The following is a 25,390-nucleotide window of genomic DNA, read 5'->3' on the forward strand; positions in this document are numbered from 1 at the left end:
GAAATCATGAGCCAATATTGGAGCGAATTAACGGCATCCCTGGTTCCTTACGTGCCCGGCGAACAGCCGAAGGACCAACGTTATATAAAGCTAAATACGAACGAAAATCCTTATCCGCCGTCTCCTAAAGTAATAGAGGCGATTCAAGCGGCGACGAACGCCGACTTAAGGTTGTACCCCGATCCGACCTGCGAGCCTTTAAGAGAAGTTTTGGCCCAATACTACGGGTTAACCAAGGAACACGTCTTCGTCGGCAACGGTTCTGACGAAATTCTGGCGTTTGCTTTTCCGGCATTTTTCTCGGCGGATCGAACGATTCTATTTCCGGACATTACTTATACGTTCTACCCGGTTTACGCGAAACTGTACGGAATCAACTACGAAACGATTCCAACGGACGAACAGTTCAACATCGATGCGCGGCAATACGGCATCCCGAACGGGGGCATCATTATACCGAATCCTAACGCGCCGACGGCACGGTTCATGCTTGTAGACCAACTTAAGACGATTCTTGAAGCCAATCGATCTCAGGTGGTCATCGTAGACGAGGCGTATGTCGACTTCGGAGGAGAATCGGTCGTGCCTTTAGTTGCCGGCTATCACAATCTGTTAGTCGTCCAGACGTTATCGAAGTCGCGTTCGCTGGCCGGACTTCGCGTTGGGATGGCGGTCGGGCATCCGGACTTGATCGAGGGCTTAAATCGAATTAAAAATTCGTTTAATTCCTACACGTTAGATCGGTTAGCGTTGGCGGGAGCGGTTGCGGCCATCGAAGATCAAGCCTATTTCGAGAATACCAACCGGAAAGTGATCGCTACTAGAGAATGGACGATAGAGGCTTTGAAACCGCTTGGATTTCAAGCCATCGAGTCCAAGGCTAACTTTATTTTCGTTACACACCCCGAGAGATCGGCGCCGGAATTGTTCGCTTCATTGAAGAGCAGGGGAATCCTCGTCCGCTATTTCAATAAACCGAGGATCGATCAATACTTGCGAGTTAGCATCGGTACCGATGAGGAGATGGAAGCGTTCGTCTCCGCGGTGAAGGCGATTCTGCAAACCGAGGCCATGAAAGCTTGACCATAAGTAAGTAAGCCGTAAAGGGGATGGATGAATGTCTAACTCTTCAGACCGGTGGCCGAAATGGGCCATGGAGGAAGTATGGCTTGCGGATGCGAATCCGCGATGGATAGCAGCAGGAGAGAGCATGATCGCCCGATTGGAAGATTTATTGCAATCCTCTGGAGTTACCGACTTCGAGCACGTCGGAAGCACGGCGATTCCGGGTTTACCCGCGAAGCCGATCATCGACATTATGGCTCGAATCTCGTCATATGACCGAATACTTGAGGTTGCCGAAACCTTAAGGACTGAAGGGTGGAATTACGTCCCGCCGGAATTGGATTTAAGACCGTACCGCAGATTTTTCGTGAAAGCCGCCGAGGATAGAAGGGTAGCGCATCTTCATCTTTTCCCGGTCGGGGAGCCTCGTTATGAGGAGCAGCTTGCATTCCGTGACGCTCTTCTTGAACGAAGAGACTGGGCTATGGCTTACGGGGAATTAAAGATTGGATTAGCCGAACGGTTTAGGCGCGATCGGGAAGCTTATTCCGAAGCGAAAGCGGATTTTATCGAGAAAATACTTCTAGAACGGAAAGTCAAGGTGACGCGAACGATGATTCAAGATTTAAGGTATCCGATAGGACAGTTCGAACATGAAGATGAGATCACGCCCCAACGGAGGCAGGAATGGATCACCGAAATCTCTAGCTTGCCGACGAAGCTCGCTTCCGCGTTAGAAGGTCTCGGCAAAGATCAATTGAATACGCCTTATCGGCCGGATGGTTGGACGATAAGGCAGGTCGCCCATCATATCGCGGATAGCCATCTGAATAGCTTCACCCGGTTTAAGCTCGCGTTGACGGAAGAGCAGCCTACGATCAGGCCCTATTACGAAGATCGCTGGGCGCTTCTTGACGATACGACGAAAGCGCCGGTTGAGCTGTCGACAACGTTGATCGCGGCATTGCATGAACGCTGGGTAATGTTGCTTCGTTCGATGTCCGAGCAAGACTATGCAAGAACGTTCTATCATCCGGGATCGAAGCTAACGATCCGGTTAGATTACGCTCTCGGTTCCTACGCTTGGCACGGTCGTCATCATGTCGCGCATATTACTTCCCTTCGTAAGCGAATGGGCTGGTAACGCGCACGCCGGTCTCTCCTAGGATTTATTCTCGAATAACCGCATGAATAAGGGAAGGAAGTTGCGCTTCGGGCAAAGGTTTGCTGAACAAGAGACCTTGGGCGAAGTCGCAACGGAGTTTCTTCAAATACACGAGCTGTTCGTAAGTTTCGAGACCTTCCGCGAGGACCTCGTAACGATTCTGCTTAACGGAATGAATTAAAGATTCGAACTCTTGTTGTTCGGATGGGTGTCCGATGTTCCGAATGAAGCTCCCGTCGATCTTGAGGAGGCAGAACGGAAGCTTGCTGATCTCCTTCATCTTGAAATATTCGTTTCCGACTCCATTCAATACCAATCGGACGCCTAATTGATGCAGTCTATTCAACTGGCTATCCGCTATATCCTTCGAATGCATCAGCATGCTTTCCATCAACTCTAATTCAAGCCGTTCAGCCCTCAAGCCCGTATCCTTTAATAAGTCTTCGATCTGTTCCGCAAATCGTTGATTCGACAATTGCGAGCTCGAGATCGGAACGGATATCGTGATCGGGGATGATCCGGTCGTCATGCGTCGAAGCATATGGCAAGCTTGTCGGAGCATCCAATCCGAGATGGGGAGAAGGAGCTGCTTCTCTTCGCCGATCGGCATGAATTCGTCCGGCGCGATATTCCCCAGCTCCGGGTGAATCCAGATCAGCACCGCTTCGAATCCTTTGAGCTTTCCACTATGCAACTCAAACTGCGGTTGATATTGCATGGAAAATTGATTTTCCAGCAGGGCGTCCCTAAGATAAACCTCGATAAGCGTGCGACGACGGATTTGCTCTGCGTACTTCTCATGGTATAGGACGGCATGGTTCATTCCGTTAACTGTATCTTGATGCAATGACGAGTAGGTAAGCGACAAAAGTTGGTCTATCGTCAGCTTTTCTCCTGCGTATTTCGCCATTCCCGTCTTCATTGAGAGATGATGGAGCTTATGCTGGATCAGATAGGGTGCGGATAAAAGCGTTTCCATTTCTTGCAAATATTCAACGCCGGTAAACTTGAATTTTTTCGCGGAAGGGAACGGGAGACAAATTAAGAACTCGCCACCTTCGAGCCGGCAAGCGGAACCGCTCGGAGGAAGCCAATTCGTCAATCGTCGGCCGACTTGTTGCAGCAACTCGTTCCTTACTCCAATGCCATTCGTGTTTATCGTCTTGATTTCATCTATTGTTAATAGGATTAAATAAAAGGGGGCACGGGTTTTCAGTTTCTTCCGAAGCTGAAGGGTGAAAGGTTTAGAGTGGAGCACCCCCGGGAGACCGTCGAAAACAAGCCCGCGTCGTCGAATCTTCTGCACGTTCATAAAATAAAGGAATAGAACGGACGCGATAAAGAAGAGGATTGCTAGGCTATACGCATAATGCGCAACGGCATTGTGAATCAGACTCATCATACTGTTCCAACCGAGCACCAACATTCCTCCATGCCAATTAGATCCCTATAGTATGACATCCAAAAGTTTAGAAAGTTAATGGACAAATATTAGGATGGAAAATAAAGAAAGGACTCCCTAATGCTAGGAGTCCTTTCTCGATTATGTATGGTCTATTGTTTGATAAATTTATAACCGACTCCCCATACCGTCTTAATAAACTGCGGTTCCTTCGGATTCTTCTCCAGCTTGCGTCTTAAATTCGTAACGTGAACGTCGATTGCCCTGTCGTTAATGAACGAATCGATGCCTCGAACGGCATTGATTAGCTCTTCGCGGCTGAATACGCGGTTAGGATGTTGATAGAACAGTTTCATAATCTCGTATTCGGAGAAGGTCGTCTCGATATGTTCGCCGTCCAAGACAATCGTTCTTCGTTCCAAATCCAACACGAGTCCACGTTGCGCTTCCGTTCCGCTCTGCGAGGTTTCGCGCGAATGAGCGAGACTCGTCGGAACCGTGCGCAAATTAGCGGTGCGTCTTAATACGGCATCCATGCGAACTTTAAGCTCCTGCATACTGAAAGGCTTAACCAGGAAATCATCCGCGCCGTTGCTGATCGCTTGAATGCGTACGGTTACCGACGGCTTCATGGAGATCACGATAATGGGGATCGCTGTAAGTTGCCGGAATTCAGCGCATAGCTCCGTCCCGCTAGCATCCGGCAACATCAAGTCGAGCAGCAAGATATCCGGGTTAAAGGTTCCAAGAGAGAATTTTCCTTCGCGCGCGGATTCTACGCGCTGAACTTCGAAATTCTCCTCTGTGAGATATAGGGTGAGCATTTCTCCGATGATAGGATCATCTTCAATAACAAGTACTCTCGTCATCATTAGCACACCCTTTAACAAATTGTTAAGAAAACTCATACTTTGCTAACATTTGGGTTGGCAAATCTATTATATATTGTCGAAAGCCGTTCGTCTAACTCCTTTTTAGGAACAAGAGTTGCTGCATAGAGGCTACTCCCTCATTAAACGACCTTAGGAGATCGGTCTTTTCCAATGTCGGGGTTTCCCCTTTTAAGAGAGCGCTTTCCAATTTCGTTGCCGCTTCTTGAATGGCCAGCGCTCCGAGGTGACCCGCGGCCCCTCCTAAAGAATGAACGAGACGGATTGCACCTATGCTATCCTTATCGTTCAGCAAAGCGTTAAGACTATTTTCCATGTCCGAATACTGGAGAAGGAATTTGTCCAGTAGTCTTAAATACAAGGCACTCTTGCCGTTTAATTGCTGCAAGGCAAGCGATACCTTAAGATAAGGCGTGTCTTCCCAGGTTTCGTCGAGTTGCGTAACGCGTTCGATAGATGGATGAGGGAGGGAAGGAAGCCATTTGCCAAGAGCCGTGAACAGGACCTCCGGTTTAATCGGTTTCGTAACGATATCGTTCATTCCCGCGTTTAAGCATTTCACATGCCGATCTTTCGTCATGTCGGCAGTTAACGCAACGATAGGAAGATCTTCCGCGCTGAATGTTCTGCGAATAAATGTCGTTGCTTCAATGCCGTCCATATCCGGCATGTGAAGATCCATCAAGATGAGATCCACTCGCGACGGATACGCCTCAAGGAAAGCCAAAGCATCGGCGCCGCTCTCGATCAGTTCCACATCGAACCCATGCGCCACCAAGATTTGATTAGCGACCAATCGATTAATCACTTGATCGTCTACGACCATAATGCGCGGTCTGCGAGTTGTCCCATAAGAGTCGATCGAGCGGGCGGATTCCACCGATCCATCCGATAGGGAAGATGGGGCGTACCGTTCCTTGTCGTAGATTTCCATTGTTCGATTGCGTATCACTTGCAGCGCTTGCCGAACGTGTAATGACGAAGCCGGTTTAACCAATACGGCAGCGGGTTTGTATTCGTCGGGCAATTGCTGCAATGCGTCTCTACCAAGCAAACTCGTAGACGAAATGACTTGGACGCCGTGCTCATCCAATAGAGACTTCCAGTTCATCCAAGTTTCTTCTCCATGCATGATTTCCGCTTCCATATCGACGATGAACAAATCCCATTTCCGTTCCTTCAACAAGAGCATCGCTTGGTCCCAACTGCAGAGAGTTACAACTTCGCATCCGAACGATGAGAGTAGAACGCGCCAATGCTCTGCAACGCGATCATGATCCTCGAGCACGACGACTTTAAGCTCGAAAGGCTGCAACGTTATCGGCATCGATTTCTGACTATTTACGGGGAAAACGAGTTCGAAGCTCAATTCGCTGCCGACATGGATTGCACTCTCGATCGTTATCCGTCCCCCCATCAGATCGACCAGAGTATGCGAGATGACCAGTCCAAGCCCCGTTCCGCCGAATTTACGGCTTGTTTTCTGATCGGCTTGAACGAACGGCATGAACAATTGTTCGCGTTGCTGATCGGTCATGCCGATTCCGGTATCTTTCACGCTGAAGTGGAGAGTCGCTTGCCCCTCGTCCATCCGAACGAGTATGATCATTAACTCTATTAACCCGAAATTCGTAAACTTTATCGCGTTAGCGCCCAAATTCAATAGCACCTGCTCAAGGCGTGTCGGATCGCCGATGATCCATTCCGGTATTCGAGGGTCTAAATGAATAATGAAGTCGACAGGTTTCGGGCCGAGAAGAACGGAGAAGATGCCGCTTAGACGATGTAAAGTTTCTTCTAAACGGAACGGCACTTGCTCGAGAATGAGTTTGTCTGCTTCGAGTTTGGAGAAATCCAAGATGTCATTGAGAATTCGCAGCAGATTCTGCGATGATTCGGATACTTGACGAAGGTAATCCGTTTGAAGCTCCGTTAGCTCCGTCCGCTGAAGAAGGTAGGTTAATCCGATAATCCCGTTAAGCGGGGTGCGGATTTCATGACTCATCCGGGCTAGGAAGGAGCTCTTCGCTTCGTTAGCCTCATCCGCTTCATCTTTGGCTTTGACGAGCTGTCTCTCGATTTCCTTCTGGTCGGAGATGTCTCGGACGATCGTGGAGAAGAACGTATCCTGTCCATCGTCCGTCTGATGGGAAACAACCGTGATCGACGCAGATTGAGACCGGTTGTTAGCACCGATAATTTCAATCTCGCTTTGCCAATACCCGAGCTTCTGGGCTTCGGATAACCCGTCGGCGAATCGGACCGTTGTCGGAATAGGCATATATTGACTTAAGCGATTGTTGTTTTCGTTCAAGGATTCGATACCCAGGAAGGAATAACCGGCCTGATTGAGATAGAAAATGCTTCCGCGCATATCGAAAGAAGCGATCATATCATGCGCGCTTTCCAAGATTTCCGATAACCGGGTATTCGTCTCGACGGCTTTCTTAATTTCGCTAATATCCCTCGCAATCAGTACGTAACCTTTAATTTTGCCGTTCGGATATCGCATCATGCTCGTATTCAACGACACTAGCATTCTGACGCCGTCGCGGTTGATCCATGTCCACTCCCAATTGGGTATAAAGCCTTTGTGGGAATCCACAAACAACACTGCTTCGTCCGGCGTGATCGTACGTTTTAGCTTGTCCGAATAAAACTTCGCTCTCGCGAGCAACTGGTCATGATCATGCCATTGCAGCAGAGCTTTTCTTCCGATGATCTCGTTTTCCCCGTACTTTAGCATCTCCTCGGCACGTTTATTGAAAGAAGTCACGACGAATTGGGAGTCCGTCACAATCATAGCATATTGATTGTGACGGATGAAAGCTTGGAAGGGCTCGAATAAATCCTGCAAATTATCGATCATGCCGTTGACGGAGCTGGCCAGCATACCCATCTCGTCAAGGCTTTCGATACGTAGCGGTTCGGGGTAAAAGTTGCCCGCCGCGACGTTCTTCGTAACCAATACGACTTGCTTCAATCGATTAAGAATGTAACGTCGGCTTATAAAATAGAGGCAAATACCGAGAATGATTTCCGTTAACGCAGTGAGTCCCAAGTTCAACCATATCGCATGTCGAAGAGGTGCCTCGAACTCTTTTTTGGATACCGAGAATACGGCATACCAATCATTGTCCGGCATTTTCACGTAAAACATCTTGAGAACGCGACCGAATACGCTGGCTTCTCCGTATCCTTCCTCGCTGTTCTGGAGTCGTACCGCGAAGTCTCGCAGAGCGGGCTCGTCCTTCATATAATTGCGCTTCAAGATTAAGGATGTATCCCTATAGTAGAGAAGGTTGGTATCCCGATCGATCAGAATGACTTCGCTATCCGTATAATCGGAGGAGCTCAGCGTTAATTGCTCTCCGAATAATTGCGCGGGATCCAGCACCAAGCCGACGACGCCCACGATGCCGTTGCTGGAATTATGCAGCGGGACCATAAGCCATAAGATGGGCTTGCCGTGCGGATCCAGCATCATTGGAGAGAATGAGCCGATCCCTTTAAGCGCTTGCTGGTAGGCATCCATTGAGGCAACTTGCTGAACCGTTCCATCTACCAGGCTCATCGTTCCGTCTTGGCCGGCGATTCCGATGCATTCCATCGAAAAGTCCGTTTGATTCAGTTTATCTCGTAGAAAGGCTAGCTTGAGTTCGGTGGTTTCCAAGAGCTGGGGGATAGACTCGCTCAGAAGCTCTGCTTGTTTCACCCGTAAGTCCAGCAAAGTATCCAAGTTGGCGACGGTACTCTCTAGATTCGCCAAGCTGTGGCGGATAAGTTGATTATTCATTTGTTTAATGGAAGTTTCGTATTGGATAAGGGAGATCAAAGCGAAGGAAACGACGTTTATCAAGACCAACACGATCGCAATCTTTAAGTGAAGGGATCGAAACATGCGTATAAGCACCCCCGGATGAACTTGATCAGACAGAACTCGCACGATTAGAGGTTGTTCAAAAAGTCCAATTTTGATCACGAAGCTTAGGCTGGGAGCAGATTCGACATCGAATCTTGAATTCAGCCGGGCCTTTCGGTACTCACGTAGGTTCTTCCTACGCTCCGTTCCTCAGTCCCTAAGCTTCTTTCAACCTTCTCGGTGCTGAAAACCGGACTTTTTGAACTCGCACTATTAGCAATTTTCATAGAAAACAAATACATGTTATGGAAATCTTTTAATACTTTGTCTCTATCATAACGAATGAAGACATGAATCGACAGACCCAACTTTAATTGCGATGGAGGTGTTAAGGAATTTGTTTAAGAACATGATGGAATGGCAAGTCATAGAAGAGCCGGAAACGGCAGCGGGGGAAATCTACGATGCGTTCGGGGATAGGTACGATTTCACGGGGAGCGAGAAGGAAGTGCTGCGGCTTTACTTGCTGTTCGGATTCGAGGACAAGGAAATCGCTAAGATTATGCAAAGCACTGTTCAAGAATTGGAAGGTCGCTTCAGGTGTATGTTAGGCAAAACAAGAACGAATTCGATGCGCGAGCTTCAAGCTTTATTTATTCGTTTCGTCCTACAGAAGCTTCCGGCGAATCTGTCGGCGGAAGCTTGCGGGACGAAGGGGTGACCGTTCTATTTCAGGGGGAGTTGAATCGTGAAAATAGCGCCTAATCCCGGTTCGTTACCGGCGAATACTTCTCCTCCGTGCATATGGACTATTTTCTGTACGATAGACAGCCCCAGTCCGCTGCCGCCACCGGAACGATCGCGGGCTTTGTCTTCTTTATAGAACCGTTCGAACAAATGGGGAAGGGCTTCATCCGAAATTCCTTTGCCGCTGTCTATGAGATCCAATTGAATAAGATCCTGTTTCCTGGCGAGCCGCAAGCGAATCGTACCGCCTTCAGGCGTAAATTTAATGCTATTGTGCAACAGATTCACCCATACTTGGCTCATTAAATCTTCGTCCGCGCTAATCGTAAGCTCGGGCAATTCGACGTCCATCTCGATCGACTTCGTTTGCCACAACGGTTCGCACGACAAGATGATATGACGGATTTGTCGGTCTAACCGATAGGGTTTGGCTTCGAAGGGGTGCTGATTGGATTCCAGCGAGGTCAGCTTGAGCAGATTATCGCTAATCCGCGACAACCGCTTGCTTTCCGTCTCGATGATGTCCAAGTAATGCTTCCGCGTTTCCGGCGATAAGCTGTCGTTCTGCAACGCGCGGGCGAAGCCGGCAATGGAAGTAAGAGGCGACTGAATTTCGTGCGAGACGTTAGAAATGAATTCCTGACGCATCGTTTCCATTTGGTTAAGCTCCACAGCCATCTCGTTGAAGCCGGAAACCAGCGGTCCGAATTGTCCGATGAACTTCTTGTTCATTTCCAGAGAAACGTTAAAATTCCCTTTGGATAGCTCCTTCATCGCATTGATCATCTGCAAGAACCAATCCATCTGCTGGCGAACGGGAGCGTAGAACAAGCGAACCAACGTCATCAAGAGGAAGAGGACGAAGAAGCATAGGAATACCGTTAAATATTGACGTAGCAGACCGTGTCCGAATTGCGGAAACCAAGTTCGATAGATGGCTCCCATAATAACGTAAGCAATCCCCCAACAGGAGGCGATGGCCGCATGAATGAACACGAGAATGATGTATATATGTTTCCGCGGGGGCCTGAATTGTTTGCCCATCTCCTTCATCCGCTGTCGCTGTTCCTTGCTCTCGCGATAGAAGCCTAACCGCCAACCTCTCCCGGACGGCTGATTCTCCTGGTGCTCCTTATGCTCCCGAGGATGGCGATCATGGTGACTTCGGTTCCGCTGTTGCCTCATGACGATACCTCCAAACGGTAACCAAGACCGCGAATCGTCGTAATTCGGAAGCCGTATTGCCCATCGGGAAACCTTTCGCGAAGTCGTTTAATATGAACGTCCACGGTACGTTCGTCGCCTTCGTAATCATATCCCCAGATTTGTTCGATAAGCTGTTCTCTGGAGAACGTTTTGCCCGGGTAACTGGCCAACTTGAACAACAGTTCGAATTCCTTAAGCGGAATGGTAACCGGTTGGGAATCGGCCAATAAGGAAAAGGTTTGACGATTCAATTGAACGCTCCCGACCGCTACGTTCTGGGAGATCGATATTTTGTAGCGCTTGAGCAGAGCTTTAACGCGCGCGACAAGTTCGACGGGTTCGAACGGTTTAACCATATAGTCGTCCGTTCCGAGCTGGAAACCTTTAAGCTTTTGCGCCGTTTCTCCTTTGGCTGTGAGCATAAGCAGAGGGATCTCGTAATGCTCGCGTAATTCGCGGCATAATTCCCATCCGTCCATATTAGGCATCATGATGTCCAGAATGACGAGATCCGCCGCCATCGTTTCCAATTGGCGGAGGGCGTGTTTCCCATCCGTCGCTTCCGTAACTTCTAACCCCTCTTGTACGAGAAATACCTTCACAAGCTCGCGAATATGCGGATCATCGTCGACGACGAGAATTCGAGTCATGTTCATCCCCACCTTTCCTTAAGTAACCCGATTAACTTAATTGCTCCTGATAGCGAAGCTGCTGTTCCGCGAATTCCCGGTACAACGAATGGCTGGCGACCAATTGCTCATGCGTGCCGATTCCCGTAATACTGCCCTTATCGAGGAAAATAATCTGATCCGCGTCGACGACGGTCGACAGGCGATGCGCGATGACTAGCGTCGTGCGGCCTTTCATCAGGTTGTTCAACGCTTCCTGAACGACCCTCTCCGAAGTGCTGTCCAGCGCGGAAGTCGCTTCATCCAGCATCAGAATGCGCGGATTGCGAAGCAAAGCTCTCGCGATTGCGATCCGTTGCCGTTGGCCGCCGGATAGCTTCATTCCGCGTTCTCCGACCTCCGTATCGAATCGATCGGGCAGATCATCGATGAATCCGTCCGCGTAAGCCATCCTCGCAACTTCTCTAAGCTCTTCGTCGCTGACGGGTCTATCTAGTCCGTACGTAATATTTTCCCGAATCGTACCGGACATCAGAGGACTTTCTTGCGAAACGTAACCAATCTGGCTGCGCCATGAGGTCAGGGAATAGTCGTTAATGTCCTGCTGACCGTAAGCAATACTCCCGTGCTGGGGTTCGTAATACCGTTCAATCAGGGAAAATAAAGTCGTCTTCCCGCTACCGCTCGGACCGACGAGCGCCGTTATTTTACCGGAAGGTACGGAGAAGTTGACGTTCTTCAAGATCGGATCGCCTTGGTCGTAGTAGAAGGTTAACTCCTTCATCCGAATGGCGGAATCCTCCGTTGGGACTTGCGAACCTAGATCATGGATTTCCTCATCTTGACCGAGAATATCGATCATGCGTTCCGTAGCTCCGATGGCTTTCTGCAATTGGGTGAAGAAGGCCGTAATCTGTCCTAAGGGCATCACGATCTGAATGAGATAAAGGATGAAAGCGACCAATTCGCCTGCGGAAATCGATCCATTGGATACGCGCAATCCGCCATAACCGATAATGACGACCATTAAGGTCATGATGACGATTCCCATAAGCGGAGCAATGAACGCTTGAATCTTTCCTTCGCGTACGCCTAACTTGAATAGCTTATCGATTCCTGAACGGCCCCGCTCGTATTCGATGGGCTCGGCGTTCGAGGATTTGACCAAGCGGACTTCGGACAGAACTTGGGTTAATACGGAAGTGAAGCTTGCCGTCTCGTTCTGCATGTTACGCGATATCTGATGCATCTTGCGTCCAAGGGGCATCATGATGAACAACGTAAGGGGGATGGCAACTAACAAGAGCAGAGTCATCTGCCAATCCAACGTGAACAAAATAATGATGGAGCCGACGATCGAGATGATCCCGTTAATAAATCCGGACATATGCTCGGAGACGACCTGCTTCACTACGTTCGTATCGTTCGTTACCCGGCTGATCAACCCTCCGGTTTCTTCCTTGTCGTAATGGGCGACCGGCAAATAGAGCAGCTTCCGCCAGAGCAGATCGCGCAAGCCGGATAGAATTTGCTGACCGAATTTGTTCAGCAGATAGATCGACAAGCCGCTCGCGATCGTCTGGGCGACGAACACGCAGACGAGGAGGATGATCTGATAACTTTCCAGGGAATCCAACGTAAACCCGTCGACGAGATTTTTCGTAAATAACGGGACGAATAGACCGACGACGGTCGAGATCAGGCTGAAGGAGAGAGCGACGGCAAGCATCGGCTTGGAAGGCTTGGCTTTGTTGATGAGCGTGATGAATGATTTCCAATTGTACTTTATCGGTTTGGCGGATTGATCCGTAGATTTACTTGTTCGTGACATGGCTTGGCGAATCCTCGTTTCTTATGGAAGATGAAGTTTACAAGGGGTTTATTCGATCGTCTAGGTTTATTCTTCCATTATGGAGAACCTTTCAAGCGAAATCCATCATACCTTGGGGTGTTTTTTTGCAGGGATGCAGTTCTACGGCTATGAGGTTTATTATGATTGCGTTATATGAACTAAATATGAACGATAGCAAAGGCTCGAAAGAAAGAGATCGATGATCGCAACGGTGATTAGAAGAAGTAACCATGTTACAATGGTTGGACAGAATAGACGGAGGGAAATCGCATATGGCAAACCAATGGATAGACAATGAACGCTTAACAGGGCAAATATCTTTTCTCGTGGAAATCGACAAGCTCAAGAACGTGCTTCGCAAAACCTTTCTAATGGATAAAAGCCGTCTGGAGAACACCGCCGAACATAGCTGGCATGTGTCGCTTATGGCCGTTGTCTTGTTGGAACACGCGAACGACCCCGAATTAGATCTGCATCGGATTATCCGAATGCTGCTGCTTCACGATTTGGTCGAGATCGATGCGGGCGATACTTTCGCTTACGATACGCAAGGGTATTTGGATAAAGAAGAGAGAGAGCAAGCAGCGGCAGACCGACTATTCGGAATGCTTCCGGAAGATCAAAGAGAAGAATGGATGTCGCTGTGGCGGGAATTCGAAGACGGACTGACCGAGGAAGCGAAATACGCTGCCGCGTTAGATCGCTTGCAGCCGGTCATCCATAATCATTACACCGGTGGCGTAAGCTGGCTGAAGAACGGAATCGTAAAGTCGCAGGTGCTAAAGAGGCTAGATCCGGTCAGAGAAGCATCGGACACGTTATGGAAATTTACTCAAGAAATCGTGCAGAGATCGATTGATCAGGGGATTCTGCTGGACGATCCGATCGCTAAGGAGGTGTAACGATGCCGCGACTTCAAGGGACGTTAGTCATGCTGAGGGAATATCGAAGCGAGGATCTTCCTTGGATGCGCCAATGGGTGAACGATAGGGAAATCGTGATGCACCTCTCGGATATTTTCCTCTATCCGCACGCCTTGGAATCTACGGAAGCTTATTTGGACGCTATGCTTGACGGCAGCTCGGACAGCAGAGGTTTCGTTATTGCGGATCCCGTTACGGAGGCGTATATCGGACAAGTGAACCTGGATTCCATCGATTGGAAAAATCGCGTAGGCAAGATCGGAATCGTAATCGGGTCGACGGAGAACCTCGGGCGCGGATACGGGACGGAAGCGATGAAGCTGTTGATCGACTTCGCGTTTCTCGAGATGAATCTGAACCGACTGGAACTGGAAGTGTACGATTTCAACGAACGAGCCATTCGGAGTTACTTGAACTGCGGATTTATCCAGGAAGGACGCCAGCGCGAAAGGCAGTACAAAAACGGGAAATACTCGGACGTCATTCAGATGGGAATTCTGAAATCCGATTGGAAGATGGCCAGAGGAGAGCAGGCTTCCTGGGCTGGAAAAAGGAACGGTGAAGGGGAAGATACGCAATGATGCCCGAGCTTCGGCCGATCCCCAGATCTCCCATCCGGCTTCGGGTCGGCAAGTGGGCTTATACGTCAAGACGGTATTTGGAATGGGTTTTCGGAAACGTTACATTTGCCCGAGAGAAGAGCGTCGATGAACTGCCATATGCCGTTATGCGGCATCGGACGCCGCTTGTAAGGAAACTCGCGAACACGGAGATGTGGCTGCAACGCAATAAAATCGTTAATCTTCAAGTTGCCGTACCGCGGTTAGACGGAATATTGCTGCGCCCGGGAGAGACGTTCTCCTACTGGCGTTTGCTTGGCAAACCGACTAGACGCAAAGGTTACGTGGACGGGATGATCTTATTTTGCGGAGAGGTTCGTACCGGGGTTGCGGGCGGTTTGTGCCAGTTGTCCAACCTCATCTATTGGATGACGCTGCACACGGAGCTGACGGTAACGGAACGGCACCGGCATAGCTACGACGTATTTCCGGATGCAGGCCGAACCCAGCCTTTCGGTAGCGGTGCAACCTGTTCCTATAACTATCGGGATTTACGCATAACGAATGACACGTCCGTCACTTATCAGTTACGGCTGCGATTGGATGGAGAGTATTTGTTCGGGAGCTGGCTTGCTGAGCAGCCTTCGAGATATCGTTACGAGGTGAAGGAAAAAGATCATCTGATCACCTCGGAGCCATGGGGCGGATATATTCGGCATAATACGTTATATCGGGACGTCTATGCATTGGACGGAGATTGGTTGCGGGAGGATGAGATTACGGAAAATCACTCGCTCATGATGTATTCGCCGTTACTGGGCGTGGTTGAAAATGAAAGTTAGCGTTATTGGGTAAAACCGGAGTTCGGAAAATAGGTCGTCCGGCGGTTACGGTTATTAGGAAGGTTTGCTATAATTCTCCTATTCTAGCAAGAGGAATTAGGAGAATAAGCGATGAATCGATGGGGAAAATCGGCTTCGGCTATCATTATGGGATTATCTTTTCTAGGCAGCTCCACGCTCGGTTCTTCGCCGGCCGGAGCTGTTAATGCTGAAATCAAAGTCGTACTGGATGACGTTCCGCTTAAGCTGGGAGCCGTTCCGGTCATTAAGAACAACGTGACTATGGTTCCGTTTCGGTCGTTGGCTCGCGCATTAGGGATTAATGTGACGTGGGATAGCCAAATGAAGACCGTAAAGGCGGCGGGTGAAGTTAATGGCGTTAATAAAAATGTTGTTTTGCGATTAGGGCAGCCAAAAGCGGAAGTAGACGGCACGGTTGTGGAGTTGTTAGCCGCGCCTCTCGTCGTGAACCAGCAGGTGCTCATTCCGTTGAATTTCTTCGGCACGCAATTCGGTGCGAAGGTGGGCTGGAGCAAAGCTACTCAAACGGTGACGATCGTCTCCGCGAAAAAAGCGATACATCTTCGCGCCTTCTATGCGATGGGTTCGTTCGCGAACCGCGATAGAATCGCGGCGATGGATTCGGTCGCATTCGGCTGGACGCGGATAGACGAGAAAGGTGAATTAACGCTCGAAGGCGTCGATTATAATTGGCCGGAAGCTGCCGGAGAGATTACGCCGGAATCGCTCGTGACGAGTTCCGCCGCTCAAGGGGCAAGTCCTTACCTCATGGTCTATTCGGTAGATGGCAAGGGCGAGTTAACGAAGATGCTTAGCGACGAGACTTTGCGGAACCATTCGATCGACAACATTGTAAGATTGGCATCCGATACCGGCTTCGGCGGCGTATTGCTCGATTACGAGGGGTTAGGATTAAAGCTTGATCCGATCGGGCAACAGAAATTGTTGAACGAGTACGTTCAAGAGATTGACGCGAAATTGGAGGCTATCGGAGTGAAGCTTTCTGTGGCTGTTCCTCCCCCCAATGGCGCATACAAAGGTTATGATTACGCCACTTTAGCGAAATACGCCGACGATCTTGTCATAATGGCTCATGACTACCATGCCAAAGGAACGCCGATCCGCACTCCCGAACCTAATGATAAAGTTGAGCAAGCCATCGAACTGCTCTTGAACAGCGGGATTCCGGCTGACAAGTTGATTCTTGGGATCAGCCTAGGGAGCGAAACGGCGGAATCTGTCGACGATAAGCTGGGGTTAGCCAAGCGTTATGGACTGAAAGGCGCTTCATTCTGGCGATTGACATTGTATAACCAGGAATTCGCCAATGCCATCGATAGAGTCGTAGAGAAAGTAGGGAAGTAAGTTGCCGTTCGAGAACGTCTTGCGTAATTATTTTGCCAGCGGGGAATGGACGATCGAAGAGGGGCAATCCGGCTGGAACAATACGACGCGATTCATTGAGGCCGAAGGGCGACGGTGGGTTCTTCGAATTTACGAGACTCATAAAGACGAGGATAAAATCCGTTATGAGCACGGATTGTTAATGGCCTTAAATAAGGTGGACATGCCCTTTAAGGTTCCGATGCCTATTCGTTGCTTCGATGGGAGTACCATTGTCCGGCTTGAGGATGGTAGCGAACGGATTGCTTGCCTCTTTAGCTATATCGAGGGGCAACGACCGGAAGAGGGGAAAGCGGAGATTGGGTATGCATTCGGTGTTGCGGCAGGACAATTGAGCAGATCCTTGGCTCAGATAAGCGATGTTGGCAAACCGATCTATCCACCGTATTACGAGATGGATTCGGCACATCCTTTATGTACGCCCGACGCAGTCTCGGCGTTCTGCTTCGCGCCACCGATTGAGTTCCGGGAGGAAGCCCTAGTTGATGCATTACTTGCCATTGGCGAAGCCTTGCAGCGATACCGAAGTTACTTGCCGAGCTTCCGTACGCTTCCGCATCAGCTCATTCACGGAGACATTAATCACTCTAACTCGTTAGTCAGTGGCGATGGCAGCGATGATCGGCTTGCGGCCGTTCTTGACTTTGAATTCTGTACCTGGGATTTAAGAGCGATGGAGTTCGCGGTTATCGTATCGGGGTTATTGAGCGATGAAGAAGCTCTAGGCACAGTAGAACTGTTTCTGCGCGGAGTCGGAGAACAGTTGACGTTGGAGAAGGCGGAAGCGGAAGCGGTTCCGCTTCTTGTCCAGCTCAGAATACTGGACGTATTTCTGCATTTTCTTGGACGTTATCTCGATGGAGTGGACGGCGAGAATGTACTTGGGGAGCAGATCAGATCCGCGTATGAAGGGCTTCGGAGGCTGGAGCGGATTGAGGACGATTTGTTGCAGCTTAGCTTGAGACACCTTGTAAGGTGAAAGATCAATGGTTTATGGCGGGACGCATTCGGCTCTTTTTGAGCGGATGCGTCTTTTTATTTGCGGGTGCGAGATATCCATAAAAGGGAATGTTGGGTAAATCGTCGAAATGTAGGGGAAGAGGTTGGGTGGATAACGGGATTGTACTCATACTGTTTTTCTTTAACGGAGCCAGTAGCCGTTATATTGCTCAAAAAGGCTCTTTTCAAAATCTAAACATTCCTGTAGGGCCTAGGATTTGGACTTAGACAAAAACAGGAGCGCCTCGTATGATGGGGGTGTCACGGGTCAATGCCCTAAAACCCATCATGGAGGCGCTTAAAATGAAGTCTACTCGAAACGACGCTACAAATCAACGTATTGAACGAATTACCAGTCATCATGCAATCGTAGGGATCGATATCGCTAAAGATGTACATGCCGCACAGGTTACGGATTTTCGCGGGCGGACGCTAACGCCGCGCCACGTTTCCTTTACGAACACAGAAGCCGGATTCCAGAAGCTGCTCCATTGGATGCAGGAGGCGGGGGCCAAACATGGCAAAACTTCTTTCCTTGTCGGCATGGAGCCCACAGGCCACTACTGGCATAATCTCGCTGACTGGCTGCTAAAGCAAGGCATCGAGGTCGTGCTGGTGAACCCGGTAACGACGCATCGCAATAAGGAAAACCGCGACAACAGTCCATCTAAGAACGACCCGAAGGACGCGCTCGTCATCGCCGATGTCGTCAGCCGAGGCTACTACACAAACTACGCGCCGCAAGAGCCTGTATTTGACGGAATCAAGGCCGCGATGAGCGCTCGGGAATACTGGGTGGGGCAGTCCATCGCCTTAGGTAATCGCATCGTGCGTTGGATAGACTTGTACTTTCCTGAGTTCCGAAGCGTATTCCTAGAATGGGACGGTGTCCGGTCGTTAGCAACATTAAAGGCTTTTCCACTGCCTGTCGATCTACAGCAACTGAATGCTGACGAGGTGATGGAGGGATGGCGAAGCCAGGGGATGCGACGCGTAGCTGGAGCCAGTGGCAAAGCAAAGGCTGTAGAACTGCTGAACGCGGCAGCACACAGTGTTGGGAAATCCAATACAAACGATGCCGCGCGGCACGATATCTTTCGCCTTTTGCATGTCTACAAAGAGACGCAACTCATACTCGAAGAGATGCAGCGAGAGATAGAGGCGCTCTTGGAGCAGGTGCCCGTTGTGCAGCAACTCCGCAGCTTACACGGTCTAGGCACGATCACCATTGCCTCTTTGCTTGGCTGCGCAGGCGGTCTGCATCACTACGCCCATGGAAGGCAACTGCTGCGCCGAGCCGGTCTCAATCTGGCGGAACGAACATCGGGAAAACACAAGGGCCAGATTAAGCTCTCCAAGCGGGGCGACAGCATGCTGCGCAAGTATTTGTACTTAGGGATGCTGAGCTTAGTGCGGCAGAATTCAGACTTCAAACATTGGCACGCCCGTAACCAGCTTAAAGGCATGTCGAAGATGTATTCCATCTTCAAGCTCATTGGAAAGCTCGCACGCATTTTAATTGGCATGATTCAACGTGGAGAAATGTATAGCAGCGGATCGCAAGATACGTTGGTCGCGTAGTCACAAGCAACACCCAGCACACCGAACAACTTACGAATACTGACCCATTCGTGGGACTTCAATGACAAAGAACGCACAGAGAACCGAGTATCAGTTCCGTCAGGGCAATTGACCCGTCTTCTAAACGTAATCGGTCTCCACGCCTTGGACAGGTACAACGAAGGAATGTAAGGGCAAAGACCCGTTGAGTCATGGGAGGGTGAACCTCCAAGGGGACAAGTGGAGCGTGCAGCAGAGCGTTAATGCGAAGTGCGATATAACGCGACTTCTGTTCCCGCATACCCGAACGTGTCATCGACGGCCGTCAGCCCTACGCCCCTATCGACCCACCTGACATCTAAGTCATTGAAATCCTGCGAATGAGTGAGCATTCGTGAGAAAAACCCTTAAATACGAGGGACGGAAATGAGCGCTCTTATTTGCTTGTTTTCTAGTAAAAACATGCCCTTTGAGCATAAATAGAGGCGCACAGCTCCGTTAGAAATTAATTACACTAGATTTCGTCAAAATAGCGGCCGTGGCAGCCGTTAGAAAATGACACCCGCGTGCAGAAGGGGTCGGAATTAAGACAAAAACACATTTCAGTTCAAGCTTAAGACACAGCTAGACCTATCTGCTGTAAGACCGACTTCTCCACTGAGTCGGCGTTAAACCGTAAAAACGTTTGAAGACGGTGGCAAAATGCTGGCTGGAAGGGTAGCCGAGGGAAAAAGCGATATCCGTGATCGGTTCCTTCGTTTCCGATAACAGACGGCATGCTTGCTTGTGACGTTGTCTCTCCATAAACGCGGTGGGAGGGAAACCTGTATAGGCTCGGAAGGTGCGATGGAAATGAGAAACGCTGATCCCTACGGATTCGGCGAGTTGTTCAACCGTCGGTCTCCATTCCGGCTCCGTTTCCATTCGTCGGATCAATCTATCGAATTGGCCGAGCAAATCGCTTGCAATCGCTATATCGCCGGAGTAGGGCACGGTAATTTGAAGCAGCAATTGCTGGATTGCCTGCCGAACAGCCATGCTGCGGAGATTCATTCCGGATTCAAGCGCATAACGCAGTCCGCGAAAAGCCTCAAGAGGTTGAAAGCCCGCATGTTGCACACGCGGCAAAGCGCTCATAGTCTCGGCGAGGTCTCGATTCTCTGCCTCGGTAAGCCGGAGCCAATCCCGCGGATTCGGTTCGCGAATGATCAACCACCAGAATTTGCATGGCTCGATAACATGGAATCCGCCGCGATGAATTTCATCCGGACGGCTATGAAATACGTCCCCTGCTTGAGTATCGAAACGTTCGTCCCCGACTTCCCAACTGGCTTTGCCTCGTTCGATAAATACGAATTCGTAACAGCCGGGATGAGCGTGATCGACTAGAGGCATCGCTCTTAGGAGGTCGTCATGCCCAAGCATAACAAATTCAGGGACCTCGTTCACTGCTTCCCCCCAAGTCCATCTTCTTTCCGCTATTCGCACTGCCGTGCCCCCGTCCAATGTTTTTCTAACTATCCATGTTTCTAAATCTACTTTCCAATCGTGCGAACGTCAATAGGGGCTGAGTGGCTTATGATGAGAACGAAACCACTCGAATTTAGGAGGCCTGAAACGATCATGACGCTAGCAAACAGGCAATACCGCATAACCGAACAGGATAAGATTACGTTTAACCGCGATGGTTACTGGATAAGTCCGAGGTTGTTATCCGATGATCAGATCGAACGTCTGCGCGAAACTCACGAACGAATCTGGTCGGGGGATTACGATGGCGACGGATACCCGATGCATGCCTATAAGCCCGGAGCGAACCCGGACGCCCTGCGCAAATTCGATAATGGATGGTGGATTAACGACGAGGTACGCGACACGGTAACGGATCCGCTTATGGGGGAATGGGCGGCAGATCTACTCGAAGTGGAAGAAATTCGATTGTGGCACGATCAGGTTATCTATAAGCCCGGTATCGGAAAAAGAACTTCAGGAGTTGGAAACGTCGGTTGGCATCAAGACTTTGGCTATTGGCAATGTGCCAGCACGACGAATATGGTAACCGTGTGGATCGCGCTGCAAGATACGGATTTGACTAATGGCGGGATGATGACCATTCTCGGTTCTCATAAATGGGGTCTTGTGCCGGACAGCGACGCTTTCTTTAATCAGGACATGGACCACTTACGGAATAAATACTCCGACGGAAGAGATTGGGTGGAGGAGCCCTGCATACTTAAGGCCGGTCAAGCAAGCTTTCACCACGCATTAACGTTCCACGGCTCCGGAGCAAACTCTACCGATGACCCGAGATTGTCTATCGTCGCTCATCTAATGCCTGGAGAAACCGCTTATAATGGAAGAGTCCAAGCTCACGATAATGCTAAATTCCTCGGCCCCCGTCCTAAGAAAGGACAGAAATTCGAGGGTCCATATTTTCCGACGTTGTTTTCTAGAAATCAAGGTTAACGACTGAATCAAACGCCCATACAACAAAAGCCTAATCCCTTCCGCATAATGGCGGTGGATTAGGCTTTTGTTATTACTAATCGTCTACTCCGCTAGAGAGGCTTTTACTTGCGGCATCGGCTTTGCGTACATTTTATTGAGTACAATCGTTTGTACGATAATAAATATACCGCCAACCGCCCAATATAACGGCAACGCGGCCGGCATTGCAAAAGAGAACATACCCATCATAATCGGGGACAACAATCCAATGAAAGCCAATTGGTTGTTCTGATTTTGCTGATATTGCGACGAAACGGACTGCGATACGCGGAATTGAACGTAATAAACCGCAGCTGCAATAAACGGCAATATCATATCCGGTTTCCCCAAGCTAAACCATAAAAAGTCATGGGCTGCAATCTCTGGCGTACGACGAATAGCGTAATAGAATGCGAGAGTGATCGGCCATTGGATAAGCATCGGCAAACAGCCTATATTTAAGGGATTGAATTGGTGCTTCTGGTAGAGCTGCATCATCTCGGCTTGCTGTTGCTTTTTGGCTTCGGCGCTAACGTCGTTCTTATACTTCATCTTAAGTTCGTTTAACTCCGGCTGGAGGACGGCCATTTTTTCCTTCATGGCTATTTGTTTCTTCGTTTGATTCATCATGAGCGGCATAATCGCGAATCTAATGATCAAGGTCATCAGAACGATCGATAAACCGTAGTCTCCGTGAAACGCATTCGCGAAAAATTTGATCAATATCGAAAACGGATAAATAAAGTAGTGGTTAAATATCCCATGCGATTCGGAATTAATCGGGTTTGACGGGGATCCTGCCGAGCATCCGCTGAGCAGAAAGACCGGAATCATTCCGATTAATAGGACGAGAATATGTTTCGCCATTTTTTGTAGCTTCAATATCTTTTTCACAATAGTCCTCCCTAATTGAATGTATGAATATCAATGTGGGAAAGGACTATTGGCATCTTCATCAGGCGCTTCTTTTCGTCGGGCGGCGCGTGCTATCCAGCGCTGAATACCGTTGGGGTGCGCTTGTCTGGCAGGTACAAACAAAGTTGAACCGGCGGCGGCAGCTTTACGACTCCAGCGAATCTCTTGCGTAGAAAAGGAATTGATCGGAAGAAACAATACGGAAGAGATGAGTCCGATCGAGAGTGCTAGGTGAAGCAAGTCGAATAAATTGTCCAGCCAAGTTCACCTCCATCTGAGCCGTTTTGACAAGATTACGAATATTATATCATGTTTCAGAATTAAAAAAATCCGCAATAATCGGTAAAAGCAGAGCCTGCGCTGTTAGCATTTTCCAATAAACGTTAATGTTAAATATAGACAAAATAATTGTCGCTAGTGTAGATTATTAGATACCGAATTTGGAGAAGAGCATTACAAGCGAGGAGGAGACTATGTACAAGGCGATCATATTTGACTTAGACAATACTCTGTTAGATTATTCGTTCAGCGAGTTGGATTCAATGAAGAGAACCGTTCGCGATCACAATCTATTCGTGGACGAAGACACCATGTGGGAAGCGTTTTGGGAGTCATTCACCAAACATAACTTTAGACATTGGATGGATTTCACGAATAAGAGAGGTTCCCACAAATCGATTGAAGAGGTGCTAATAAGCTCATTCCGCGATTCGATTAATCTGTCTCCTTCTCAGCATGAATTGCTTACCAACACCTATTGGAATTATTTTTGCAATACTTGTTATTTCGAAGACGGGGCCCAAGAAGTGCTTCATTCTCTGGGATCCCAATATAAGCTTGGTATTATCTCCAATGGGATTAGCGTAGCGCAAAAGAAGAGGCTGACGGCAGGGAATGTCTATGAGTTATTTCATTCCATCGTAGTCTCAGACGAAGTTGGGGTTGGCAAGCCGAGAAAAGAAATTTTTGATATTTCATTGCGCGAGCTCGGTTTAAGCAACAGGGAAGTTCTGTTCATCGGAGATTCCTTGGCCTACGATTATCAAGGCGCGAAAAATGCTGACGTCGATTTCTGCTTCTATAACAGAACGGACGAACGAATGACCGATGAGCATAATCCTAAGTTTACGATTAGGAAACTGCAGGATCTTATTCGAGTTCTTTCAACCCCTTTGATCCCGTAAGGTCCGCCTGGAGGTTATTAATATGGTTAAATATAATCTCGTCATAGATGTCGCAGGAGTTCTCCTATCGAATCTTTCTCCAGGCTTTTGGGATGAACTCGCACAAACCGCAGGGGTTTCTTATGAACGGCTTAAATCCAAATTCAAACAAGAAGTCAGAGATTCATTATGGTGCGGGAAAATAAAAGAAGAAGACTTCTGGGAATGGATTTCTATTCGTTGACGATCAAGAGAAGAATCTGCTCCCCCAAGAGACCTGCAATGGGACACTTTAATTGCCGATGATAAAGGACTCTGGATTCAACGGTTGAATGAACGGTTAGCCGATCCCCTTACGGGTGATAATAAATGAAGCGTTAAGAAGGTGCCGACACTGTTCAATCTCGCCGTTGGTCTCGTTATTTTATCGGGCTTAGCCCATTCAGTATGGAATCTCTTTACGAAGAAGAGCATCAACAAAAACGTCTTTCTCTGGTTTTGCCAGTGGGCGGCTATCCTTATTTTTCTTCCATTCGTCCTTGTCGAACTTCCCACGATCGGTCAAGTGCCCTTCGTTGGTTGGCTGTTACTCGCGGCGAGTATGATCCTTCATGGCGTTTACATCCTGTTGCTGGCTAAATCGTATACGATCGGAGACCTATCGCAGGTGTTTCCGATTATTAGAGGGACGAGTCCCTTGCTTGTGCCCATATTTGGCGTTCTTCTGCTCAACGAATCCCTTTCTCTGCTTGGTTGGATCGGAATCGTGTGCATTGTTTCCGGCATTTTTCTTATTGGCGAAGCGAAGGGGAGAATCTTTCGTAAAATTGTCGATAAAACGATCTTAATCGCATTACTAGTCGGAGTGATGACGACTTCCTATACGATCGTGGACAAGGTAACGCTGCAGTATTTTCCGTCCTTTACGCTTAACTGGGCGTCCAACGTGGGTAATTTGTTAGCTTTGACGACTATCGTGATGAGATCGCAAGGTATTCGCCAAGAATGGAAGGTAAATTGGAAAACCATTTTGTTAGGCGGATTGCTTGCACCGGGGAGTTATATTCTGTTCCTAAAGGCGCTTGAGCTTATGCCTGTCTCGCAGATAGCGCCAATGAGGGAGATCGGAACCGTCTTCGGTACGTTGATGGGGGTCTTTATTTTACATGAACGTCAAGGAAAAGGTCGCATCCTCGCTTCGGTATCGATAACCGCAGGTATTATTATGTTAGCCCAAACATAATAAAATTCAACTGGGTATTTACATTTCTATAAAAATAGATATACTCTGTTTATGGATACTTTATTGATTATCAAAGCACTCTCGAACGAGACGCGACTAAAGATTCTGGAATGGCTGAAGGAACCCGAGGTTCATTTCGGTCCTCAAAGCCATTTGCCGAGCGATTGCGATTTTCCAGGCGGAATCTGCGTAGGCTCTATCGCGGATAAAGCAGGATTAGCGCAGTCCGTGATATCCGGATACTTAGTCAAAATGCAGAAGTCCGGTTTGTTGGAGTCCAGGCGACATTGCCAATGGACTTATTACCGGCGCGACGAGAAGGGTATTCAGCAATTCAAGGATCGACTCCTCGAGGAGATATAGCTTGGAATTCATTCTAAGCTAATTTCTTTAAGAACGTATATCTATAATTATGTATATTTGGATATACGATAAACAGAAAACCAATTTGGAGG

The 25,390-nt window shown here is 48.8% G+C and carries 23 protein-coding genes and 1 pseudogene; 15 read left to right on the forward strand and 9 right to left on the reverse strand.

The features are described from left to right. Positions 1 to 6 precede the first annotated feature (6 nt). The 3 genes and pseudogenes from hisC to HH215_RS35930 all read left to right on the forward strand — a co-directional run bounded on the left by hisC (position 7) and on the right by HH215_RS35930 (position 2,209). Positions 7 to 1,083 carry a histidinol-phosphate transaminase gene (hisC, locus tag HH215_RS05225; RefSeq protein ID WP_169278947.1) on the forward strand — a complete coding sequence of 359 codons (1,077 nt, stop codon included), beginning with the start codon at positions 7 to 9 and terminating at the stop codon, positions 1,081 to 1,083. A gap of 70 nt (positions 1,084 to 1,153) precedes the next feature. Then, positions 1,154 to 1,636: pseudogene (locus HH215_RS35925) on the forward strand (GrpB family protein); the annotation flags it as partial. A gap of 42 nt (positions 1,637 to 1,678) precedes the next feature. After that, positions 1,679 to 2,209: a YfiT family bacillithiol transferase gene (locus HH215_RS35930; protein ID WP_174887672.1), complete on the forward strand. Its 531-nt coding sequence runs from the start codon at positions 1,679 to 1,681 to the stop codon at positions 2,207 to 2,209. A gap of 25 nt (positions 2,210 to 2,234) precedes the next feature. Here the strand turns inward: HH215_RS35930 and HH215_RS05235 are convergent, their stop codons facing one another. From HH215_RS05235 to HH215_RS05245, 3 genes are all read right to left on the reverse strand, one after another. Further along, positions 2,235 to 3,650: a GGDEF domain-containing phosphodiesterase gene (locus tag HH215_RS05235; protein WP_169278949.1), complete on the reverse strand. Its 1,416-nt coding sequence runs from the start codon at positions 3,648 to 3,650 to the stop codon at positions 2,235 to 2,237. 134 nt (positions 3,651 to 3,784) lie between these two features. Then, positions 3,785 to 4,504: a response regulator transcription factor gene (locus HH215_RS05240; protein ID WP_310735552.1), complete on the reverse strand. Its 720-nt coding sequence runs from the start codon at positions 4,502 to 4,504 to the stop codon at positions 3,785 to 3,787. A 91-nt stretch (positions 4,505 to 4,595) separates the two neighbouring features. Beyond that, a complete protein-coding gene (locus HH215_RS05245) occupies positions 4,596 to 8,423 on the reverse strand; it encodes a response regulator (RefSeq protein WP_169278950.1) in 3,828 nt (1,275 codons plus the stop codon). A 358-nt stretch (positions 8,424 to 8,781) separates the two neighbouring features. Here HH215_RS05245 and HH215_RS05250 point away from each other — a divergent pair, with 358 nt between their 5' ends. Further along, entirely contained in the window at positions 8,782 to 9,105 is a 324-nt protein-coding gene (locus tag HH215_RS05250) for a helix-turn-helix transcriptional regulator (RefSeq protein WP_169278951.1), read from the forward strand. A 5-nt stretch (positions 9,106 to 9,110) separates the two neighbouring features. Here HH215_RS05250 and HH215_RS05255 read toward each other — a convergent pair whose 3' ends face one another. From HH215_RS05255 to HH215_RS05265, 3 genes are read right to left on the reverse strand one after another with little or no spacing between them, the layout of a single operon-like run. Next, positions 9,111 to 10,316 carry a HAMP domain-containing sensor histidine kinase gene (locus HH215_RS05255; RefSeq protein WP_254450370.1) on the reverse strand — a complete coding sequence of 402 codons (1,206 nt, stop codon included), beginning with the start codon at positions 10,314 to 10,316 and terminating at the stop codon, positions 9,111 to 9,113. Continuing rightward, on the reverse strand, positions 10,313 to 10,987 hold the full coding sequence (locus HH215_RS05260; protein WP_169278952.1) for a response regulator transcription factor: 675 nt from the start codon (positions 10,985 to 10,987) through the stop codon (positions 10,313 to 10,315). Before HH215_RS05260 ends, HH215_RS05255 begins: the two co-directional genes overlap by 4 nt. 31 nt (positions 10,988 to 11,018) lie before the next feature. After that, the gene (locus tag HH215_RS05265) at positions 11,019 to 12,797 is read right to left on the reverse strand and encodes an ABC transporter ATP-binding protein (protein WP_169278953.1); all 1,779 of its coding nucleotides are present in this window, start codon (positions 12,795 to 12,797) and stop codon (positions 11,019 to 11,021) included. 293 nt (positions 12,798 to 13,090) lie between these two features. On the opposite strand from HH215_RS05265, the gene HH215_RS05270 reads away from it, so the two are divergent. The 6 genes from HH215_RS05270 to HH215_RS05295 all read left to right on the forward strand — a co-directional run bounded on the left by HH215_RS05270 (position 13,091) and on the right by HH215_RS05295 (position 19,148). Continuing rightward, a complete protein-coding gene (locus HH215_RS05270) occupies positions 13,091 to 13,720 on the forward strand; it encodes an HD domain-containing protein (protein WP_169284234.1) in 630 nt (209 codons plus the stop codon). 2 nt (positions 13,721 to 13,722) lie between these two features. Then, positions 13,723 to 14,322 carry a GNAT family N-acetyltransferase gene (locus HH215_RS05275; RefSeq protein WP_169278954.1) on the forward strand — a complete coding sequence of 200 codons (600 nt, stop codon included), beginning with the start codon at positions 13,723 to 13,725 and terminating at the stop codon, positions 14,320 to 14,322. Continuing rightward, complete coding sequence (locus HH215_RS05280; protein WP_169278955.1) at positions 14,319 to 15,143, forward strand: VanW family protein; 825 nt, start codon at positions 14,319 to 14,321, stop codon at positions 15,141 to 15,143. The genes HH215_RS05275 and HH215_RS05280 overlap by 4 nt, the downstream gene beginning before the upstream one ends. 111 nt (positions 15,144 to 15,254) lie before the next feature. After that, positions 15,255 to 16,529, forward strand: a complete 1,275-nt coding sequence (locus tag HH215_RS05285; RefSeq protein WP_169278956.1) for a stalk domain-containing protein — start codon at positions 15,255 to 15,257, stop codon at positions 16,527 to 16,529. A 1-nt stretch (position 16,530) separates the two neighbouring features. Next, complete coding sequence (locus HH215_RS05290) at positions 16,531 to 17,547, forward strand: phosphotransferase (protein WP_169278957.1); 1,017 nt, start codon at positions 16,531 to 16,533, stop codon at positions 17,545 to 17,547. A 323-nt stretch (positions 17,548 to 17,870) separates the two neighbouring features. Further along, on the forward strand, positions 17,871 to 19,148 hold the full coding sequence (locus HH215_RS05295) for an IS110 family RNA-guided transposase (RefSeq protein ID WP_169284195.1): 1,278 nt from the start codon (positions 17,871 to 17,873) through the stop codon (positions 19,146 to 19,148). A gap of 239 nt (positions 19,149 to 19,387) precedes the next feature. Here HH215_RS05295 and HH215_RS36695 read toward each other — a convergent pair whose 3' ends face one another. Next, entirely contained in the window at positions 19,388 to 19,519 is a 132-nt protein-coding gene (locus tag HH215_RS36695) for a hypothetical protein (protein WP_256376626.1), read from the reverse strand. A 238-nt stretch (positions 19,520 to 19,757) separates the two neighbouring features. Continuing rightward, a complete protein-coding gene (locus HH215_RS05300) occupies positions 19,758 to 20,615 on the reverse strand; it encodes a helix-turn-helix transcriptional regulator (RefSeq protein WP_169278958.1) in 858 nt (285 codons plus the stop codon). Between the two features lie 135 nt (positions 20,616 to 20,750). Here HH215_RS05300 and HH215_RS05305 point away from each other — a divergent pair, with 135 nt between their 5' ends. Continuing rightward, positions 20,751 to 21,593: a phytanoyl-CoA dioxygenase family protein gene (locus HH215_RS05305; protein WP_169278959.1), complete on the forward strand. Its 843-nt coding sequence runs from the start codon at positions 20,751 to 20,753 to the stop codon at positions 21,591 to 21,593. Positions 21,594 to 21,677: 84 nt separating this feature from the next. Here HH215_RS05305 and yidC read toward each other — a convergent pair whose 3' ends face one another. Then, positions 21,678 to 22,508 carry a membrane protein insertase YidC gene (gene yidC / locus HH215_RS05310; protein ID WP_254450371.1) on the reverse strand — a complete coding sequence of 277 codons (831 nt, stop codon included), beginning with the start codon at positions 22,506 to 22,508 and terminating at the stop codon, positions 21,678 to 21,680. A gap of 494 nt (positions 22,509 to 23,002) precedes the next feature. Here yidC and HH215_RS05315 point away from each other — a divergent pair, with 494 nt between their 5' ends. The 4 genes from HH215_RS05315 to HH215_RS05330 all read left to right on the forward strand — a co-directional run bounded on the left by HH215_RS05315 (position 23,003) and on the right by HH215_RS05330 (position 25,298). Next, positions 23,003 to 23,713, forward strand: coding sequence for an HAD family hydrolase (locus HH215_RS05315; RefSeq protein WP_169278960.1), 711 nt, complete (start codon positions 23,003 to 23,005; stop codon positions 23,711 to 23,713). 22 nt (positions 23,714 to 23,735) lie between these two features. Continuing rightward, entirely contained in the window at positions 23,736 to 23,936 is a 201-nt protein-coding gene (locus HH215_RS05320; protein ID WP_169278961.1) for a hypothetical protein, read from the forward strand. A gap of 141 nt (positions 23,937 to 24,077) precedes the next feature. After that, entirely contained in the window at positions 24,078 to 24,935 is an 858-nt protein-coding gene (locus tag HH215_RS05325) for a DMT family transporter (protein ID WP_254450372.1), read from the forward strand. A 51-nt stretch (positions 24,936 to 24,986) separates the two neighbouring features. Continuing rightward, positions 24,987 to 25,298 carry an ArsR/SmtB family transcription factor gene (locus tag HH215_RS05330; RefSeq protein ID WP_169278962.1) on the forward strand — a complete coding sequence of 104 codons (312 nt, stop codon included), beginning with the start codon at positions 24,987 to 24,989 and terminating at the stop codon, positions 25,296 to 25,298. Positions 25,299 to 25,390: the final 92 nt, after the last annotated feature.

The sequence above is a fragment of the Cohnella herbarum genome, assembly GCF_012849095.1.
Lineage (GTDB): Bacteria > Bacillota > Bacilli > Paenibacillales > Paenibacillaceae > Cohnella > Cohnella herbarum.

What these genes read in the sequence shown, in the direction of transcription:
- hisC (WP_169278947.1), top strand. Translation starts at nt 7, where the DNA reads ATGAGCCAATATTGGAGCGAATTAACGGCATCCCTGGTTCCTTACGTG.
- HH215_RS35930 (WP_174887672.1), top strand. Translation starts at nt 1,679, where the DNA reads ATGATTCAAGATTTAAGGTATCCGATAGGACAGTTCGAACATGAAGAT.
- HH215_RS05240 (WP_310735552.1), bottom strand. Translation starts at nt 4,504, where the DNA reads ATGATGACGAGAGTACTTGTTATTGAAGATGATCCTATCATCGGAGAA.
- HH215_RS05245 (WP_169278950.1), bottom strand. Translation starts at nt 8,423, where the DNA reads ATGTTTCGATCCCTTCACTTAAAGATTGCGATCGTGTTGGTCTTGATA.
- HH215_RS05255 (WP_254450370.1), bottom strand. Translation starts at nt 10,316, where the DNA reads ATGAGGCAACAGCGGAACCGAAGTCACCATGATCGCCATCCTCGGGAG.
- HH215_RS05260 (WP_169278952.1), bottom strand. Translation starts at nt 10,987, where the DNA reads ATGACTCGAATTCTCGTCGTCGACGATGATCCGCATATTCGCGAGCTT.
- HH215_RS05265 (WP_169278953.1), bottom strand. Translation starts at nt 12,797, where the DNA reads ATGTCACGAACAAGTAAATCTACGGATCAATCCGCCAAACCGATAAAG.
- HH215_RS05270 (WP_169284234.1), top strand. Translation starts at nt 13,091, where the DNA reads ATGGCAAACCAATGGATAGACAATGAACGCTTAACAGGGCAAATATCT.
- HH215_RS05275 (WP_169278954.1), top strand. Translation starts at nt 13,723, where the DNA reads ATGCCGCGACTTCAAGGGACGTTAGTCATGCTGAGGGAATATCGAAGC.
- HH215_RS05280 (WP_169278955.1), top strand. Translation starts at nt 14,319, where the DNA reads ATGATGCCCGAGCTTCGGCCGATCCCCAGATCTCCCATCCGGCTTCGG.
- HH215_RS05285 (WP_169278956.1), top strand. Translation starts at nt 15,255, where the DNA reads ATGAATCGATGGGGAAAATCGGCTTCGGCTATCATTATGGGATTATCT.
- HH215_RS05295 (WP_169284195.1), top strand. Translation starts at nt 17,871, where the DNA reads ATGAAGTCTACTCGAAACGACGCTACAAATCAACGTATTGAACGAATT.
- HH215_RS36695 (WP_256376626.1), bottom strand. Translation starts at nt 19,519, where the DNA reads ATGCTCACTCATTCGCAGGATTTCAATGACTTAGATGTCAGGTGGGTC.
- HH215_RS05305 (WP_169278959.1), top strand. Translation starts at nt 20,751, where the DNA reads ATGACGCTAGCAAACAGGCAATACCGCATAACCGAACAGGATAAGATT.
- HH215_RS05315 (WP_169278960.1), top strand. Translation starts at nt 23,003, where the DNA reads ATGTACAAGGCGATCATATTTGACTTAGACAATACTCTGTTAGATTAT.
- HH215_RS05320 (WP_169278961.1), top strand. Translation starts at nt 23,736, where the DNA reads ATGGTTAAATATAATCTCGTCATAGATGTCGCAGGAGTTCTCCTATCG.
- HH215_RS05330 (WP_169278962.1), top strand. Translation starts at nt 24,987, where the DNA reads ATGGATACTTTATTGATTATCAAAGCACTCTCGAACGAGACGCGACTA.